General features: G+C 70.5%; 14 protein-coding genes. 6 read left to right on the plus strand and 8 right to left on the minus strand.

Features of this window, described 5'->3' with window-relative positions; all coding sequences use genetic code 11:
- The first annotated feature begins 1 nt into the window (after position 1).
- Positions 2-1306 (plus strand): outer membrane protein assembly factor BamB family protein, encoded by a 1305-nt coding sequence (locus tag OHA21_RS33750; protein WP_328461868.1) that lies wholly within the window; start codon positions 2-4, stop codon positions 1304-1306.
- A complete protein-coding gene (locus OHA21_RS33755) occupies positions 1303-2655 on the plus strand; it encodes an outer membrane protein assembly factor BamB family protein (protein ID WP_328461870.1) in 1353 nt (450 codons plus the stop codon). The genes OHA21_RS33750 and OHA21_RS33755 overlap by 4 nt, the downstream gene beginning before the upstream one ends.
- Here OHA21_RS33755 and prfA read toward each other — a convergent pair.
- Positions 2639-3730, minus strand: coding sequence for a peptide chain release factor 1 (gene prfA, locus OHA21_RS33760; RefSeq protein WP_328461872.1), 1092 nt, complete (start codon positions 3728-3730; stop codon positions 2639-2641). The two genes, OHA21_RS33755 and prfA, sit on opposite strands and share 17 nt — an antisense overlap.
- 80 nt (positions 3731-3810) lie before the next feature.
- Entirely contained in the window at positions 3811-4035 is a 225-nt protein-coding gene (rpmE, locus tag OHA21_RS33765; RefSeq protein WP_328461874.1) for a 50S ribosomal protein L31, read from the minus strand.
- Positions 4036-4229: 194 nt separating this feature from the next.
- Between rpmE and OHA21_RS33770 the strand changes: the two genes are divergently transcribed.
- The 3 genes from OHA21_RS33770 to OHA21_RS33780 are packed head-to-tail and all read left to right on the plus strand — an operon-like array spanning position 4230 to position 6798.
- A complete protein-coding gene (locus OHA21_RS33770; RefSeq protein ID WP_328461876.1) occupies positions 4230-5267 on the plus strand; it encodes an RNA ligase in 1038 nt (345 codons plus the stop codon).
- Positions 5268-5280: 13 nt separating this feature from the next.
- Complete coding sequence (locus OHA21_RS33775; RefSeq protein WP_328461878.1) at positions 5281-6177, plus strand: phosphatase domain-containing protein; 897 nt, start codon at positions 5281-5283, stop codon at positions 6175-6177.
- Between the two features lie 3 nt (positions 6178-6180).
- Positions 6181-6798, plus strand: a complete 618-nt coding sequence (locus tag OHA21_RS33780; protein ID WP_328461880.1) for an RNA ligase family protein — start codon at positions 6181-6183, stop codon at positions 6796-6798.
- Here the strand turns inward: OHA21_RS33780 and OHA21_RS33785 are convergent.
- The 6 genes from OHA21_RS33785 to OHA21_RS33810 all read right to left on the minus strand — a co-directional run bounded on the left by OHA21_RS33785 (position 6782) and on the right by OHA21_RS33810 (position 16433).
- Positions 6782-7174: a VOC family protein gene (locus tag OHA21_RS33785; protein WP_328461882.1), complete on the minus strand. Its 393-nt coding sequence runs from the start codon at positions 7172-7174 to the stop codon at positions 6782-6784. The two genes, OHA21_RS33780 and OHA21_RS33785, sit on opposite strands and share 17 nt — an antisense overlap.
- 10 nt (positions 7175-7184) lie before the next feature.
- Positions 7185-8354: a nitric oxide synthase oxygenase gene (locus tag OHA21_RS33790; protein WP_328461884.1), complete on the minus strand. Its 1170-nt coding sequence runs from the start codon at positions 8352-8354 to the stop codon at positions 7185-7187.
- Between the two features lie 133 nt (positions 8355-8487).
- The gene (rho, locus tag OHA21_RS33795; RefSeq protein WP_328461886.1) at positions 8488-10536 is read right to left on the minus strand and encodes a transcription termination factor Rho; all 2049 of its coding nucleotides are present in this window, start codon (positions 10534-10536) and stop codon (positions 8488-8490) included.
- Between the two features lie 300 nt (positions 10537-10836).
- Complete coding sequence (thrB, locus tag OHA21_RS33800; RefSeq protein ID WP_328461888.1) at positions 10837-11781, minus strand: homoserine kinase; 945 nt, start codon at positions 11779-11781, stop codon at positions 10837-10839.
- Between the two features lie 32 nt (positions 11782-11813).
- Positions 11814-13073, minus strand: coding sequence for an MFS transporter (locus tag OHA21_RS33805; RefSeq protein WP_442875190.1), 1260 nt, complete (start codon positions 13071-13073; stop codon positions 11814-11816).
- A 60-nt stretch (positions 13074-13133) separates the two neighbouring features.
- Positions 13134-16433: an efflux RND transporter permease subunit gene (locus OHA21_RS33810; protein WP_328461892.1), complete on the minus strand. Its 3300-nt coding sequence runs from the start codon at positions 16431-16433 to the stop codon at positions 13134-13136.
- A 249-nt stretch (positions 16434-16682) separates the two neighbouring features.
- On the opposite strand from OHA21_RS33810, the gene OHA21_RS33815 reads away from it, so the two are divergent.
- Positions 16683-17033, plus strand: a complete 351-nt coding sequence (locus OHA21_RS33815; protein ID WP_328461894.1) for a MarR family winged helix-turn-helix transcriptional regulator — start codon at positions 16683-16685, stop codon at positions 17031-17033.
- Position 17034: the final 1 nt, after the last annotated feature.

Genomic DNA, 17034 nt, shown 5'->3' on the forward strand with positions numbered 1-17034 from the left:
GATGTCCGTGATCGAGCTCGGCGACGTCACCGCCGGCCGCCCACCGGACACGGAAGCCGATCGGATCCGGCCTCGCAGCCGCCGGCTCGGCGCGGCCCTGGCGGGGCTGTCCCTGCTGGTCTGTGCCGGCTCGGCGCCGGCTGCCGAGCCGGGCGTCCGTCTGCTGTGGAGCGCCGAGATGGCGTCCGAGAGCAACGTCATGGTCAGCGGCGACACGGCGTTGCTGGTGCGCGCCGGCGAGCGGACCGGGATCACCGCGTTCCGGCTCACCGACGGCGCCCGGCTGTGGGACAGGGAGCTGCCCGGGAGCCTGGCCGGGTTCCGGGTCACCCCCGGCGGCGGTCCCGTGCTGCTCTCGGTCGAACCGCCGCCCGCCGGGCCCGAGCCGGTCACGCGGACGACGATCGCGTTGCGGACCGGCACCGGCGAACAGATCTGGCAGCGGCCGGGCGAGGTGCACGCGCTGGCCGTCGACGACGACAGCACGCTCCTGATCAGGTATGACGGTCAGGGCGGCATCCTCGGGCTGGCCCGGGTGCGGCTGACCGACGGTACGCCGTACTGGGACCGGCCGGTCAGCGCGGTGCAGGAGGTCGCCGTGGAGAGCGACCACGGCCGGCCGACCCGTCTGGTGACCAACAGCCCGACCGGTCAGCTGACCGTGCTGCGGTACACCGACGCCGCCGTTCTGATCGAGCGCCGCATCCCCGGGCTCACCACCGAGCCGGCGATCGGCCGCTACGTGACGCTGCAGGCCGAGGACGGGCGGCTGGTGGTGCTGCACTCCGACGGCGAGCGGACCTACAGCGCGGCCTACGACCTGCAGACTCTGACCGAGATCCCGCGGGTCGGCTCCGGCGCCGACATATCGTTCAGCTGTGGTGTGGTCCTCTGCGGGCACGCGGCAGCGGATATGGTCGCCCTCGACCCGGAGACCGGCCGGGAGCTGTGGCGGTACCCGGACGTGGCCGGCATCTCGGTGATCGGCTCGGACCGGATGCTGATCGACGTGCAGGGGGGCGGGGAACACGTGCTGGTGGAGAGCCGGAGCGGGCGGGTCCTGGCGGACGGGTTGCGCGGGTCGGTGGCGACCGACCACACCCGGCCGGACTCGCTGTTGCTGCTGAACCCGACGGCCACACCGCAGAGCCGGACCTCGGTGGCCTCGCTGGACCTGCGTACCGGGAAGCGGGCCCTGCTCGGGGCGGTGGCCGGCGTTCCGGATCAGCAACGCTGCCGGTCGGCCCCCGGCTACCTGGTCTGCGAGGGCCCGGGCCGGCTCGTCGTCGCCGCGGTCCCCCGATGACCGTCATCGAGCTCGGCGACGTCGGGGCCGCCGCACCCGATCCGGAGGAGCGGGAGAAACACCCGGAGTTCAATCCGCGCACGTGGCGCCGGGTGGCCGCGATCGGCGTGACGCTGCTCTGCCTGCTCGTGCTCGGCGCGTCCGGGTTGCCCGGCCCGCCGACGGTTCGCGAGGTGTGGTCGGTACGGCCGAACGCCGGCTTCGCGATGACCGTGCGCTCGGACGGCGTCTTCGTGCACCAGCCGACCCGGGACGGGAGCGACCTGGTCGCGTACGACCTGGCTGACGGGACGGTGCAGTGGCGGCTGCCGTTCGACCGGCAGCCCACCTACATGTCGCTGGGCGAGGAGGCCGGCCTCCTGCTGATCCCCGGCGACGAGAAGTCGAAGCAGATCAAGCTGGAGGACGGCAGCACCGGCTTCGTGGTGTACGGCGGCACGACCACCGCGATCGACGCGCGTACCGGGCAGGAGCTGTGGCGCGGGCGGGGCGAGGTGCTGGACGCCCGCCGCGACGCGCTGCTGTTCGCCGAGCGCGGCCAGGACAGCTTCTTCTCGTCGATCTGGCTGGTCCGGCCGCGCGACGGATCGATCGTGTGGCGGCGCGACGTCACCGCGACCGAGCAGGTGACGGTCCCGCAGGACCAGTCGTCGCCGGACCGGATCGTCACCGCCGACAGCCAGGGCAAAGTCACCGTTGTGCGGTATGCGGACGGCAAGGTGGTGCACGAGGCCGAGCTTCCGTGGAGCCGGGGCACACCGGGCTTCGGCTACTCGACGTACCTCTCGGTGACCAACGGGCTGGTGATGACCATCCGGCAGGACGCGGACCGGAGCAGCCTGATCGAGGCGTACCGGCTGGACACGCTGGAAGAGCTGTGGCGTAGGGAGGCGAGCGCGTACGCCTTCGCCCAGGGCTGTGGCCCGTTGCTCTGCCTCTCCGAAGAGACCGCGGTCAGCACCCTCGAACCGCTCACCGGGCGCCCGGTCTGGCAGCAACCCGGCTACAGCGGCATCCAACTCGTCGCCGAGGACCGTGTGCTCGCCTCCCTGCCCGGCTCCGCGTCGGAGGAGCAGGTACTGCTGGACCTGACCACCGGCCGGAAGATCGGCTCGGGCGCCACCGGCTGGCCGTTGCAGGGCCCGGCCGTCGACGGCTCGCAGATCCTGGTGCGCCGGGTCCTCGAGGAGCGCCGGGCGTACAGCTCGATCAGTCACCTCGACCTGGAGACCGGCCGGGTGGTCCGGATCGGTGAGATCCCCAACGCCGACGGCCCGCAGTGCATGTCCGCCCGCCGGTACATGGCCTGCGACCAGGCCGGCGAACTGACGATCACTGCCGTCGGCTGAGCTCCGTGTCGCCGGCCAGACGGGCGGCGCGGTCCGCGCCGGCCAGGGCGTCCAGCACCCCGTCCAGCTCGCCGCCGAGCACCAGGTCCAGGTTGTAGGCGGTGTAGCCGATCCGGTGGTCGGTGATCCGGTTCTGCGGGAAGTTGTACGTCCGGACGCGTTCCGAGCGGTCGACCGTACGCACCTGGGCCTTGCGCGCGTCACCGGCCGCCGCGTCCGCCGCCTCCTGTGCCACCGCCATCAGCCGGGACCGCAGGATCCGCATCGCGGACTCCTTGTTCTGCAGCTGGCTCTTCTCGTTCTGGCAGCTCACCACGGTGCCGGTGGGCAGGTGGGTGATCCGGACCGCGGAGTCGGTGGTGTTGACCGACTGCCCGCCCGGGCCGGACGAACGGAACACGTCGATCCGCAGGTCCCCGGGCTCGATCTGGACGTCGACCTCCTCTGCCTCCGGCAGCACCAGCACGCCGGCCGCGGAGGTGTGGATCCGGCCCTGCGACTCGGTGACGGGCACCCGCTGCACCCGGTGCACGCCGCCCTCCCACTTCATCCGGGACCAGACGCCGTGGCCGCCCTCCGGCACTCCCCTGGTCTTCACCGCGACCGAGATGTCCTTCACACCGCCGAGGTCCGACTCCTGCGAGTCGATCACCTCGACCACCCAGCCGCGGCGCTCCGCGTACCGGGTGTACATGCGCAGCAGATCCCCGGCGAACAGCGCGGACTCCTGGCCGCCCTCACCCGCCTTGATCTCGATGATCGCGTCCTTGGCGTCGTTGGGGTCGCGCGGGATGAGCATCTCGCCGAGCTTCTCCTCGAGCGCCGGCAGAACCGCCGCGACCGCCTCGACCTCGGAGGCGAAGGCCGGGTCCTCGGCCGCCAGCTCCTTGGCCGCGGCCAGGTCGGCCCGGGCCGCCTCCAGCTCCTGGTGGGCGGCGTACAGCGGCGCCAGCTCGGCGAAGCGGCGACCGACCCGCCGGACCAGGGCCTGGTCGGCGTGGATCGACGGATCCTCCATCCGCTTCTCCAAGTCCGCGTACTCGTCGAGAAGCGTGGTCAGGCGGTCGTTGCTCATCGGTCTCTCCCAGCCGATCGAAGCGACTCACATGCGAACGGCGCCCGCCCCGGTGACCGGGACGGGCGCCGTTGAAGCAGTTACTTCTTCTTCCCGGCGTTGACCTTCGCGTACTTCGCCTGGAACTTCGCAACCCGGCCCGCGGTGTCGAGGACGCGCTGCTTGCCGGTGTAGAACGGGTGGCAGGCGCTGCAGGTCTCGACGCGGATCTCGCCGCCCTTGGCGGTGCTACGGGTGGTGAAGGTGCTGCCGCAGGAGCAGATGACGTTGGTCGTCGTGTACTCCGGGTGGATGCCGCTCTTCATGTCTTCTCGGTCCCTCTCGATGATCGGGTCGCCGGGTCGCCTTCTATGAGTTGAGACGTGAACCGGAACCCCTACTGGCCGATGTACCAGTCTGCCATGCCTCCCGTACCGCGCGGAAATCAGGAGGTGCAACTGGATTCGCCCTGGTTAACGTGAGCGCCCCTCCGGTAATTCCCGCAGCGAAAGGCGCCGCGATGACCCTGCTCCACGACGTGCTCGATCCGGTCGAACTGACCTCGGCGCTCGAGAACGGGCACGTCCGGTCGCAGCGGCACCCCTCGCTGCCCTTGGTGATCTACAACTACACCGAGGCCTGCCAGTACTCCGGCGCCTGGACCCCGGTCACGCTCGCCTGCCGCGGCCTGGTCGTCAGCGACACCGGCCGGATCGTCGCCCGGCCCTTTCCGAAGTTCTTCAACCATGATCAACTTCAGGAGAAGCTCGATCTGGAAGCCCGGGTCGCGGTGACCGACAAGGCGGACGGCAGCCTCGGCGTGATCTATCACGACGGCTCCGGCTACGCCGTCGCCACGCGTGGGTCTTTCGCCTCCGACCAGGCACGGCACGCAACCGACATTCTTCGTACGCGCTACGCGTCCTTCGTCCCGCCGGCCGGCCTGACCGTCCTCGTCGAGATCATCTACCCCGGCAACCGGATCGTCGTCGACTACCAGGGGCTCGACGACCTGGTGCTGCTCGGCACGGTCGACATCGCCACCGGCCGCACGTCCGGCCCGGAGGCCGTGCCGGACTGGCCGGGCCCGGTGGTCGAGACGTTCGGGTACGCGACACTGGCCGAGGCGCTCGCCGCTCCGCCGCGCGACGGACGGGAGGGCCTGGTCGTCCACTTCACCGGCACCGACCACCGCGTGAAGATCAAGTATGCCGATTACGTGCGCCTGCACCGGCTGGTGACCGGGCTGACTCCGCGTACCGTGTGGGACGTTCTCGCCAACGGCGGCGACCTGGACGCTCTCACCGCGCCGCTGCCCGACGAGTTCCATGTCTGGGTCAGCGGCATCGCCGCGGAGCTCACCGCGACCGTCGAGGCGCGGGCCGCAGAGGTCGAGGCGGCCTTCGCCGGGATCGTCGCGGCACTGCCTGCCGGGTGGGGCCGCAAGGAGTTCGCGGCCGCCGCGCTGCGCACCGAGTTCCGGGGCGAGCTGTTCCTGCGGCTCGACGGCAAGGACTACCGTTCCGGCCTGTGGCAGCGGGCCCGGCCGGCCGGTTGACAGGGATCTGGGGATGACACGACTTCTGATCACGCGGGGCCTGCCCGCCTCGGGCAAGACCACGTTCGCCCGCAAGCTTCAGCCGGACGTGGTCCGGGTCAACCGCGACGACCTGCGGATCATGCTGCACGGCCGGCGGCTGTTCACTCAGCGGGCCGAGGCGCAGGTCACCCAGGCGCAGCGGGCGGCGGTCGAGGCGCTGCTGCGGGCGCACGGCAGCGTCATCGTGGACGACACGAACCTGCGCGCCAAGACGGTCCGGGAGTGGGCTGAGCTGGCCGCCCGGTTCGGCGCGTCGTTCGAGGTGCACGACTTCACCGACGTCCCGCTGGACGAGTGTGTCCGGCGGGACGCGGACCGGCCCGAGGACGAGCGGGTCGGCGCGGACGCCATCCGCCGTATGCACGACCGCTATCTGGCCGGCAAGAACCTGCCGCTCCCGGTGCCGTTCGTGGAGCGCGGCGGCCCCGGAGTCGTGTACCGGCCGGATCCGGAGCTGCCGGAGGCGGTGCTGGTGGACATCGACGGGACGGTCGCGCTGATGACCGGCCGTAGCCCGTACGACTGGGGCCGGGTCGGTGAGGATGAGCCGAATCCGGCGGTCATCACGGCGGTCCGGGCGATGCATGCGGCCGGCCACGCCATCGTCTTCTGCTCGGGACGGGACGAGGTGTGCCGGCCGGAGACCGAGGCGTGGCTCGACCTGTTCGTCGGTGTGCCGTACGAAGCGCTCTTCATGCGGTCCGCCGGCGACAGCCGGAAGGACTCGATCGTCAAGCGGGAGATCTTCGAGCAGGAGGTCCGCGACCGCTGGCGGATCGTCGGGGTGTTCGACGACCGTCAACAGGTGGTACGCATGTGGCGGGCGCTCGGGCTCACCGTGTTCCAGGTGGCGGAGGGGGACTTCTAGACCGTGAAATATCCGCGGACGTTCCATCTGCCGGACTCGCCGGGCGCGACCGCTGATGATCGCATTCAGCATGATCTGTCCTGGCTGGACGGTGAGCTCGTGGTGACCGAGAAGATGGACGGCGGAAATCTCACCTTCACCCGCGACTCGATGTACGCCCGGTCGCTCGACTCCGGCACCCAGCCCTGGGATCGCCCGGCGAAAGCGTTGTGGGCGATGACGGCGTACCGGATTCCGGACGACTGGCGGGTCTGCGGCGAGTCCATGTGGGCCCGCCGCAGCATCGCCTACTGCGATCTGCCCGGCGTCTTCCTGGTCTTCGGCATCTGGGACGAGACGGACACGCTGCTGGGCTGGGACGACACCGTCGACTGGGCGCGCCGCCTGGAGTTGCCGATGGTCCCGGTCCTCTACCGCGGCGGCAGCATCTCCGAGGCACGCTCCGCCTGGGCGGCGCAACGCAAACCTTCGAGTTCAGAGGGGTACGTGGTGCGCGCGGCCGGGCGCATCCCGGCCGCCGACTTCTCCCACAAGGTCCTCAAATGGGTACGCGAGGACCACGTCCGGACCGAGGCGTCGTGGCGCCACCGCGACGACTTCGCCGTCAACGAGTTCGCCTGAGCTCCTCCTCGCTGCGAAGCACGCAGAATTCGTTGCCCTCGGGATCGTTGAAGACCACCCAGCCGGTGCCGTCCGCGACCCGCAGATCGTCGACCGGCTTGGCGCCCAGCGCGATCAGCCGGTCGCACTCCTCGTCCCGGGTGCCCTCGGCCGGCCGCAGGTCGAAATGCACCCGGTTCTTGCCCTGTTTGGGCTCGGGCACCTCGATGAAGAGCACCTTGTGCCGCCCGTCCGGCGAGATGATCATGCATTCCTCGTGACCGGGCTCGTTCGGATCCTCCGGATCGTCGGTGTAGCCCAGAACCTGCTGCCACCAGCGACTCAACGCGAAAGCGTCGGTGGCGTCCACGGTCGTGTGCGAGATGAACGAGGTCATGACTCACACGCTAGTTGGCGTGCGGGCACCGCCGCATTCCGTCGCGGGCCAGCTCCGCCGCCTCGTCGTCGAGGTAGAACGCCGGCTTGAGATCGAGCTCCTCGTAGTAGCGGTGGAAGACCGGGGTGGCGCCGCCGGAGAGCGGTGGGACGATCCAGCTCCAGTCCGCGGGCACCGGCCGGCCGGCCTTCTCCTCGTTGCGGATGTGCGTCAGGAACCGCTGGGACTCGGTGTGGTGGTCGCTCATCTTCACGCCGGCCTGCTCGAAGCTGTGCAGCACCGCCCGGTTCAGCTCGACCAGGGCCCGGTCGCGCCACAGGGTCGACTCCCGGCTGGTGTCCAGGCCCATCCGGGCGGCCACCACCGGCAGCATGTCGTAGCGGTCGGTGTCGGCGAGGTTGCGGGCGCCGATCTCGGTGCCCATGTACCAGCCGTTGAACGGCGCCAGCGGGTAGTGCACCCCGCCGATGGTGAGCCGCATGTTGGAGATCGCCGGAACCGCGTGCCAGCGCAGGCCCAGCTCGGCGAACCAGCCGTACTCGGGGTGGGTCAGCGGCACCTCACGGATGGCACGTTCGGGGAGCTCGTAGAGGCGTACGCCGTCCCCCGGTGTCTCGATGACCAGCGGCAGGACGTCGAACGCCTCGCCCTTGCCCCGCCAGCCGTACCCGCGGACCGCCGCGGTGAAGCCGGCCAGCCGCGGGTCACCGACCGGACGGCCGTCCTCGGTCCGGTAGCCGGCGTAGCGGATCAGCTGCTCGTTCCACACCCGGGCGTACGGCATGCCGGGCTGCGCCGGCGCGAAGATGCTGATCACCGGACGGAGCTGGCCGGTGCCGGCGGTCTGCAGGTGCTGCACCAGCAGCGAGTAGATCTCGTCCGCGGTGCGGGCCCGGCGGCGGTCCAGCACCAGCAGGCTGCGCCAGTAGAGGCGCCCGATGCACCGGCTCGCGTTGCGCCAGGCCATCTTGGCGCCGTGGGTGAGCTCGTCGGTGGTGTGCACGTAGCTTCCGGTCGCGGCGATCTGGGCCCGCACGATGGCGAGGCGCGGCTCGACCGGTCCGAGCCGGGGGTTCTCGGTGTAGCAGCGGCGCAGGAAGTCCTCGGCCTCACCGGGGTCGACGGGCGCGGAGCGGTCCCAGGGCTCCGTCGGGTGGTCCCGGTAGCCAGGCACGATCATCGAGCGCCTCCGGATTATCGAGGGATGGGGATACCGGAGGTTCGCACGACCCCGGATGGGCCGAATCAGACAATCTGTGCGACAAAAGCGACGGGCCCCACCCGTTTGGGTGGGGCCCGTCGCTTTTATTCGATTATTCGCCAGGCGTCGACTTGGCGATCTGCATCAGGAACTCGATGTTGGTCCGGGTCTGCTTGAGCCGGTCCAGCAGGAGGTCCAGAGCCGCGCCGGACTCCAGCGAGCTGAGCACCTTGCGGAGCTTGTGGATGATCGCCAGCTCCTCCTTGCCCATCAGGATCTCTTCCTTACGGGTGCCGGAGGCGGAGACGTCCACGGCCGGGAAGACCCGCTTGTCGGCGATCTTCCGGTCCAGCTTGAGCTCGGCGTTACCCGTGCCCTTGAACTCCTCGAAGATGACCGTGTCCATCATCGAGCCGGTCTCCACCAGCGCGGTCGCGAGGATGGTGAGCGAGCCACCGTTCTCGATGTTGCGCGCCGCGCCGAGGAACCGCTTCGGCGGGTAGAGCGCGGTCGAATCGATACCACCCGACATGATCCGGCCGGAGGCCGGCGCCGCCAGGTTGTACGACCGGCCGAGCCGGGTGACCGAGTCGAGCAGCACGACGACGTCGTGGCCCAGCTCGACCAGCCGCTTGGCCCGCTCGATGGCGAGCTCGGCGACCGTGGTGTGGTCCTGCGGCGGACGGTCGAACGTGGCCGCGACGACCTCGCCCTTGACCGAGCGCTGCATGTCGGTGACCTCTTCGGGCCGCTCGTCCACGAGCACGACCATCAGGTGGCACTCGGGGTTGTTGCGGGTGATCGCGTTGGCCAGCGCCTGCAGCACCATCGTCTTACCGGCCTTCGGCGGGGAGACGATCAGCGCCCGCTGGCCCTTGCCGATCGGCATGACCAGGTCGATGACGCGGGTGGTGAGGATGTGCGGCTCGGTCTCCAGCCGCAGGCGCTCCTGCGGGTAGAGCGGCGTGAGCTTGTAGAACTCGGGACGCCGGCGGGCCTCCTCGGGCTCCATCCCGTTGATGGTGTCCAGGCGGACCAGCGGGTTGTACTTGTCCCGCCGCTGGTCGCCGCCACCGTCGCGCGGGGCCGAGCGAACGGCGCCGGTGACGGCGTCGCCGCGACGCAGGCCGTACTTCTTGACCTGCGACATCGACACGTACACATCGTTCGGCCCGGACAGGTAGCCGGTGGTCCGGACGAACGCGTAGTTGTCCAGCACGTCCAAGATGCCGGCGACCGGAACGAGCACCTCGTCCTCGGCCACGTGCGGCTCGCGGCTCTCGCGGCCGCCGTCGCGCTGGCCGCCGCCGTCGCCGTCGCGGTCCCGGCCACGACGGCGGTCCCGGAAGCGGCTGCGGCGGCTCCGGCGGCCACCCTCGCCGGAGTCGTTGTCGTCGTCGTCATGACCCTGGTCGGCCCGCGGGGCACGATCCCGGTCCCGGTCCCGGTCGTTGTTGCGGTCCCGGTCGTTGTTGCGGTCCCCGTCGCGCTGGCGGTCGTCGCGCTGACGATCGTCACGCTGCTGACCGTCACGCTGGTTGCGCTGCCGGTCCCGGTTGCGCTCGCCGCGCTCGGGCCGGTCACCACGCTCGGGGCGCTCGGTGTTCTCCGCCGGGGCGGCGGGCGTGGTCTCGGCCGGGGCGGTCACCGCGGCGGGGGCGGCAGCGGCCGGCGCGGGCGCGGCCTCGGCGACAGCAACGCTCTCGGCCGGAGCCGAAGCCGGAGCTGTCTGGCGGGAGCCACGCTCACGCCGGCTCCGGGCCGGGCGCTCGGCCGCCGGGGCGGGCTGAGCCGTTTCGGCCGGGGCAAGCTGGGCCGTTCCCGTCGGGGGATTCGGCGCGGGGGCGGCCTCGACCGGGGCCGGCTGAGCCGGGGCGGGGGCAGCGACAGCCTCGGAGCCGTTGGTCCGCGGACGCGGGGCGGACTCGGCGGCAGCGGCGTTGCCGCCGCTCTGGCGCTCGGTGATCGCGGCGATCAGCTCACCCTTGCGCATCCGGGCGGTACCGGAGATGCCGAGGGAAGCGGCGAGGCTCTGCAGCTCGGGCAGCAGCATGGCGGACAGCCCGGTGCCGCCACGGCGGCGCTTGGTAGCGGTCGCGGTGGTGCCGGCGCCGTCAGCGACGTCAGAAACACCCGACGTCACGTCGGTGGTGTCGCTCAATGGATTCCTTCCGTCGGAAAAGACCCGAAGTCACCCGGAACTTTGCAGCCAGGGCCGGGTGCCCTCGGAGCCCGCTTCGCAACAGCGGCGCGGGAGTTTCGTGCAGCACGGCAGCTCGACCGGTATCCCTGCCCGCCAGGGCTTGACGGGTAGGTCTCGGCGAGTGCAGCGATCTATCGACTGCTGCCCGGCGTGTGCCTTGATGAGAGTTGAGAAAGGCCACCAAGGCCCAGAAATCTCGGGGGTGCGCCGAACCGCAGAGATCGCTTGCTTCGCGGCTGTGCTAGGTCTTGAGCGTAATCAACTCGTACGACCTGCGGCAACAGGGCCCCGCTCGGCGTGTTCCACCATACCCCCTTTCACACGAGCACCGGCGTCATCCACGCCCAGCACTTCGCTGTGCCAGTGCGCACCCGGCGCGAAATCGCCCGGGACCTCGGTCAACGCCAGTACGGTCGGTCCCGCGCCACTGACCACCGCGGCCACCCCGGCCGACCGGAGCGCCGCCACCAGCGAAGCCGTGCCCGGCATCCCGGCGGAGCGGTAGTCCTGATGCAGCCGGTCCTCGGTGGCCGGGAACAGCAGTGCGGGGTCCCTGGTGAGAGCGTGCGTCAGCAGCGCCGCCCGCCCCGCGTTGAACGCCGCGTCAGCGTGCGGAACCTCCAACGGCAACGCCGCCCGGGCGGTCGCCGTGTACCCACGTTCGACCGGAACGAAAACTGTCGGGCGGACCCCCTCGGCCGGCGACAGGCGCACCGCGCGCCCGCCGGACGCCTCGGTCCAGGCGACGGTGAAGCCACCGAGCAGACAGGGTGCCACGTTGTCCGGATGGCCCTCGAGCCGGGCGGCGATCCGCAGCGCGGCCGCGTCGTCGATCAGCCGCAGCCCGTCCCGGACCAGGCCACGGGCGAGTTGCACGCCACCGACGATGGCGGCCGACGAGCTGCCCATGCCGCGCGCCTGCGGGATCCGGTTGACGCACTCGACGGCCACCCCGGGCGGGCGCTCGCCCAGCTCGTCGAAGGTCGCCAGCATGGCCCGGACCACCAGGTGGGTCTCGTCGGTGGGCAACTCACCGGCGCCCTCGCCGCTGACCGCGACCGTGTACGTGTCGCCGGTCACCCGAGCGCTCAGGTCGTCGTAGAGCGTGAGCGCCAGACCCAGTGAGTCGAAGCCGGGACCGAGATTGGCGCTGGTCGCCGGCGTGCTGACGGAGACCGGAGCGGTGACGAAGGACAAGCCCATCGCCACATGCTAGGGCTTGATCAAACGGTTCCTCACTCCGCCGTCGCCGGACGGTCGGAGGTCTCCGGCGCGGCGGCGACCGGGGTCAGCCGCCGGGTGGCGAAGCGCCAGCCGATCGCGTACGTGAGCGTGATCAGCGCGCACGTGGCCAGGATGATCCGCGAGTCGACCCGGTCGATGAACAGGCTGGCGCCGAGCTGGCTGATCGCGATCGCCAGCGTCGCCAGCATCATGTCGACCGCGAAGATGCGGCCGCGCAGCGCGTCCGGGACCTCGCCCTGCAGCGCGAAGTTGGAGAGCACCCAGTTCGTGCCGCCGGCGAAGTGCGCGACGAAGACCAGTGCCAGTACCAGCGGGAACCACGGGGCGAAGGCGACACCGAGATAGCCGACGCCGTACAGGCCCATCGACAGGGCCAGGCCCGGGAGCAGCCAGGACGGCCGGTTCAGCACCGGCCGCATCACCAGCGGGCCGATCAGGGCGCCGAGACCGCGCAGGGCGAAGAGCAGCCCGGCGCCGATCGCGCCCGCACCGTGCGCCGCCGCGATCAGCGGGAACACGGTGAGCACCCCGTTGCCGAGGCCGACCGCCGACTTCACCGTGACCAGGGCCCGGAGCCGGGGCCGGGCGGCGATGTAGCGCAGCGCCTCGAACATCGCGCGCAGCGACTGGCCACCTTCGGCGTCACCGCGCGGCGCCTGCAGCGGGCGCCGGATCAGCGTGGTCAGCACAGCGCCGGCGAGCAGGAAGACCGCGGTCACGGCGAAGCAGACGTACGGGCTGAAGACGCTGCTCACGACACCACCGAGCGAGGCGCCGACGACGGTCATCGTGCCCCAAGCGGAACCGGAGATGGTGTTCGCCGCCGCGAGGTCGGACGGGTCGACCACGTTCGGCAGCGCGGCGGAGGCGGCCGGTGAATAGAACGCCTTCGACACCGCGATGGCGCCGATCGCGACCAGGGCCAGCGGCGCGGTGGCCGCGGACCGCACCGCGAACAGCAGCAGCACCGAGACGAACGCCGCGAAGTTGGCGATGACCAGGATCTTCCGCCGGTCCACCCGGTCGGCGACGGTGCCGGTGTACGGCAGCAGCAGCGCGACGATCCCGGTGTCGGCGGCCAGCACCAGCGCGCCCCAGGCCCCGCTGCCGGTCAGCTCCGGCAGCAGCACCAGCAACGGCACCATGACGAACCAGTCGGCGCCGAAGACCACGAGTTCCGCCGCGAAGAGACGGCGGAAATCACGGTTGCGGGTAAGGACCGAAAAGGCTGCGGGCACATACAGCACCATAGCGGTCCGGAATACGCCGATGCCCGGCCGCACAGGGCCGGGCATCGGTCTTCGGTACGCCTACTCGTTCGGCTTGTCCTGCTTGCGAGGCATCTTGAGCACCTCGAACTGGTCGGTGTAGCCGCGCAGGGCCGCACCGCTGCCGTTCTCGGGAGAGGCCTCGCGGGCTCCGTCGCCGGTGTCCGGCACTGGAGCCGGAGCCGGGTCGTCCGTCACCGTGTCGTCCTTCGGCGCGGCTGCCAGCACATCCGTGGCCGCCGGACCGACCGGAACCGGGACGGCGCCCTCGCCCTTGCGGAGCCGCTTCGCCGCGCGCTTGGCCCGCGACTTCTCCTTGCGGTTCTCCACCATGGTGTAGAGCGTCGGCACCAGCACCAGGGTCAGGATCGTGGAGCTGACCAGACCACCGATCACCACGATGGCCAGCGGCCGGGAGATGAAGCCGCCCTCGCCGGTGAGGCCGAGCGCCATCGGGATCAGCGCGAAGATGGTCGCGATCGCGGTCATCAGGATCGGCCGCAGCCGGTGCCGGCCGCCCTCGATCACCGCTTCCGTCACGCCGTAGCCCTGCGCCCGGTAGTGGTTGATCAGGTCCATCAGCACGATCGCGTTGGTGACCACGATGCCGACCAGCATCAGCACACCGATCAGGGCCGGGACGCCGAGCGGGGTACCGGTGATCAGCAGCAGGCCGATCGCGCCGGTCGCCGCGAACGGGATGGAGACCAGCAGGATCACCGGCTGCAGCAGGCTGCGGAAGGTGGCCACCATGATCACGAAGACGATCGCGATGGCCGCCAGCACGGCGAGGCCGAGCTGACCGAAGGCCTCCTCCTGGTCGGCACTGACGCCGCCGATCGTGTACTCGGCGCCGGGCGGCAGGTCCAGCCCGTCCAGCTTCGCCGTCAGGTCCTGGTTGACCTGGGTCAGGTTCGACCCGGTGACCGCGCCGGTCACGGTGACGGTCCGGTTCCCGGCGACCCGGCTGATCTGCACCGGGCCGTCCACCTGCTTGACGTCGGCGATCTGGTCCAGCGGGACCACGCCACCCGGGGTGGTGATCGGAATCACACGCAGCGCGGCCGGGTTGGCCGGCGCCGCACCGAACGAGATCACCACGTCCTGGGTGGTGCCGTCGACGTTGATCTCGCCGGCCGGGGCGGCACGGAACAGCCCCGCGACGCTCTGGGCGACCTGCGCCTCGGTGACGCCCGCCTCGGCGGCCGCCTCGCGGTTCACCACCACGTCGAGCCGCGGCACGCTCTCGGCCAGCGACGTGTCGACGTCGGAGACCCCGGACACCTCGGACATCGCCTTGCGCACCTGCTCGGTGGCGGTGGCGAGGACCTCGGTGTCGGCCGCGTTGACCGAGACGGAGAGCTGGCTGCTGCCCAGCCCGGAGCCCTCCTGCCCGATCTTGATCTCACCGGCGTCGGCCAGCGCGTCGAACTTGGTCCGCAGCTCGTCGGAGACCTCCGCGGCGTCCACGTCCTCCTCGAGCGCCACGCTGAAGCTCGCCGTGCCGGCGCCGCCGCCACCCGCGAACGGGTTGCCCGAGCTGCCACCGACGGTGACCTGGTAGGTCTTGACGCCCTCCTGCCCGGCCACCACGGTCTCGACCTTCTTGGCCGCCTCGTCGGTGGCCGCCAGGCTGGTGCCGGCCGGCATCTCCTGACTGATCGTGATGCTGTCCTGGCCGGACTCGTCCAGGAAGTTCGTCTCCAGCCGGGTGCTCAGGGCGAACGTGCCGAGCAGCACCGCGATGCCGATCAGCACCGTGGTCCAGCGGCGGGTGGTGGCGAACCGGATCACCGGCAGGTAGCCGCGCTGCAGCGGGCTGCGCAGCTCCTTCTCCTCGGCGGCCTTACGGACCGCCTCGGCGTCGACGCCGGCGGGCGGCGGCTTGAGGAACCAGTACGCCAGCACCGGCACGATCGTCAACGAGACGATCAGCGAGGCCAGCAGCGCCACCGTCACGGTGATCGCGAAGGACGAGAAGATCTGCCCGACCAGGCCGCCGACCAGGGCGATCGGCGCGAAGACGGCAACCGTGGTGAGTGTTGACGCGAGCACCGCGCCGGCCACCTCGCGGACCGCGCCGAGGATGGCGTGCACCTTCTCCTCGCCGTACTCGAGGTGGCGTTTGATGTTCTCCAGCACCACGATCGAGTCGTCCACCACCCGGCCGACCGCGATGGTGAGCGCGCCGAGGGTGAGCAGGTTGAGTGTGTAGTCACCGATCCAGAGGGCGATCAGCGCGACCAGCACGGAGAGCGGGATGGACACCGCGGTGACCAGCGTCGAGCGGACGCTGAGAAGGAACACGAGGATGACCAGAACGGCCATCACGAGGCCCAGCAGTCCCTCGACGGTGAGGGTGTGGATCGACCGCTCCACGTACGGCGCCTGGTCGGTGATGACCGTGATCGTCGCGCCCGATTCGCGCTGCAGGTCGTCCAGCATGTCCCGGACCTCGTGCGAGATCTCCACCGGGTTGCCGTCCGGCCGGGCGGTGACCGCGATGCCGAGGCTGTCCACCCCGTCGGTCCGCGTGTACGACTCCGGGGCCGGCAGCTTGCTCTCCACCGTGGCGACGTCACCGAGCCGCACCGGGCCGCGCGAGCCGGTCAGGTAGACGTCCTGGAGCTGCTGGACGGCCGTGATCGGGGTGCCGACCTGCACGTTCAGCGACTTGTCGCCCTCCACGACCGTACCGGCCGGGATGGAGACGCCGTTGCTCTGCAGCACCGTGGTGAGCGAGGCCGGGCTGACCCCGGCGGCGCCCATCTTCGCCAGGTTGGGCGTGATCACGACCTGCTCGGAGCGGGCGCCGGTGACCTGCGTGTCCCGCACGCCCTCGATCCCGTTGAGCTCGGGCACCACGGTCTCGTTGAGCCGGCGGAGCAGGTCGCTCTCGTCGTCACCGCCGGAGGCGGCCAGCACGATCGCCGGGATGTCGTCGGTGCCGCCGGCGAAGACCTGCGGGTCGACGCTCTCCGGCAGCTGCGACTGGATCCGGTTCACCGAGGTGGTGACCTGGTTGACCGCCGACTCGATGTCCGTGCCGAACTCGAAGAGCACGACGACGCTGGACACGTTCTCCCGGGAGGTCGACGACACGCTGTCGATGCCGTCGATGCCCTTGACCGCGTCCTCGATCGGCTTGGTCACCTGTTCCTCGACCGCTTCCGGCGAGGCGCCGGGCAGCACCGCACTGACGAAGGCGGCGGGCAGCTCGATCGAAGGGAAGAGCTGCTGCTTGAGAGACGGAATCGCGTAGAGGCCGAATCCGCTGATCACGATCGCGATCAGCGCCACTAGACCTCGGTTGGCAAGGCTGAGCCGTGTCAGTGCTGACATGGGCGCTCCCCCGAGAAAAGTTCGGTCGATGCTGATAGTTTGCCTGACGCGAACAAATGATTTTCGATCGGGTCCCCCTGGTACCGTCCGTCACGAGGTGGCAGCGCATACGCCATCTGCACGTCACATAAGGAGCCGGCGCTGAGCCAGAAGGAAAAGCTCATCGCAGACATCATGGGTGCCCAGATTCGATTGGAGCACCTGTTCGTCGACGATCGGTCGGATCCGCTCTTCTCATCGCATCTCACGATGTCGCAGCTCAAGATCATGCTGCTGCTGTCCCGGCACGGGACCCTGCCCGGCGGCGAGCTCGCCCGCATGGTGGGAGTGGGCGCCGCGGCACTCAGCGGCATGATCGACCGCTTGGTGGTGCAGAACCTGGTCACGCGCGCGGAGGACCTGCACGACCGGCGGATCCGCCGCATCGGCCTCACCAGGGCAGGCACCGAGCTCATCGAGGGCATCATCACCGCCGGCGTGGCGAAACAGCGCGAGCTCCTCAGCCGGCTCTCAGCCGAGGAGCTCGAGATCGTCGCCAAGGCGATGGAACTGCTGGTCAGAGAGGCGGGTACGGCCTCCGACCCGAATCGGGCCGGGTGAG

Origin of the sequence: Actinoplanes sp. NBC_00393, from assembly GCF_036053395.1 — a bacterium.
GTDB lineage: Bacteria > Actinomycetota > Actinomycetes > Mycobacteriales > Micromonosporaceae > Actinoplanes.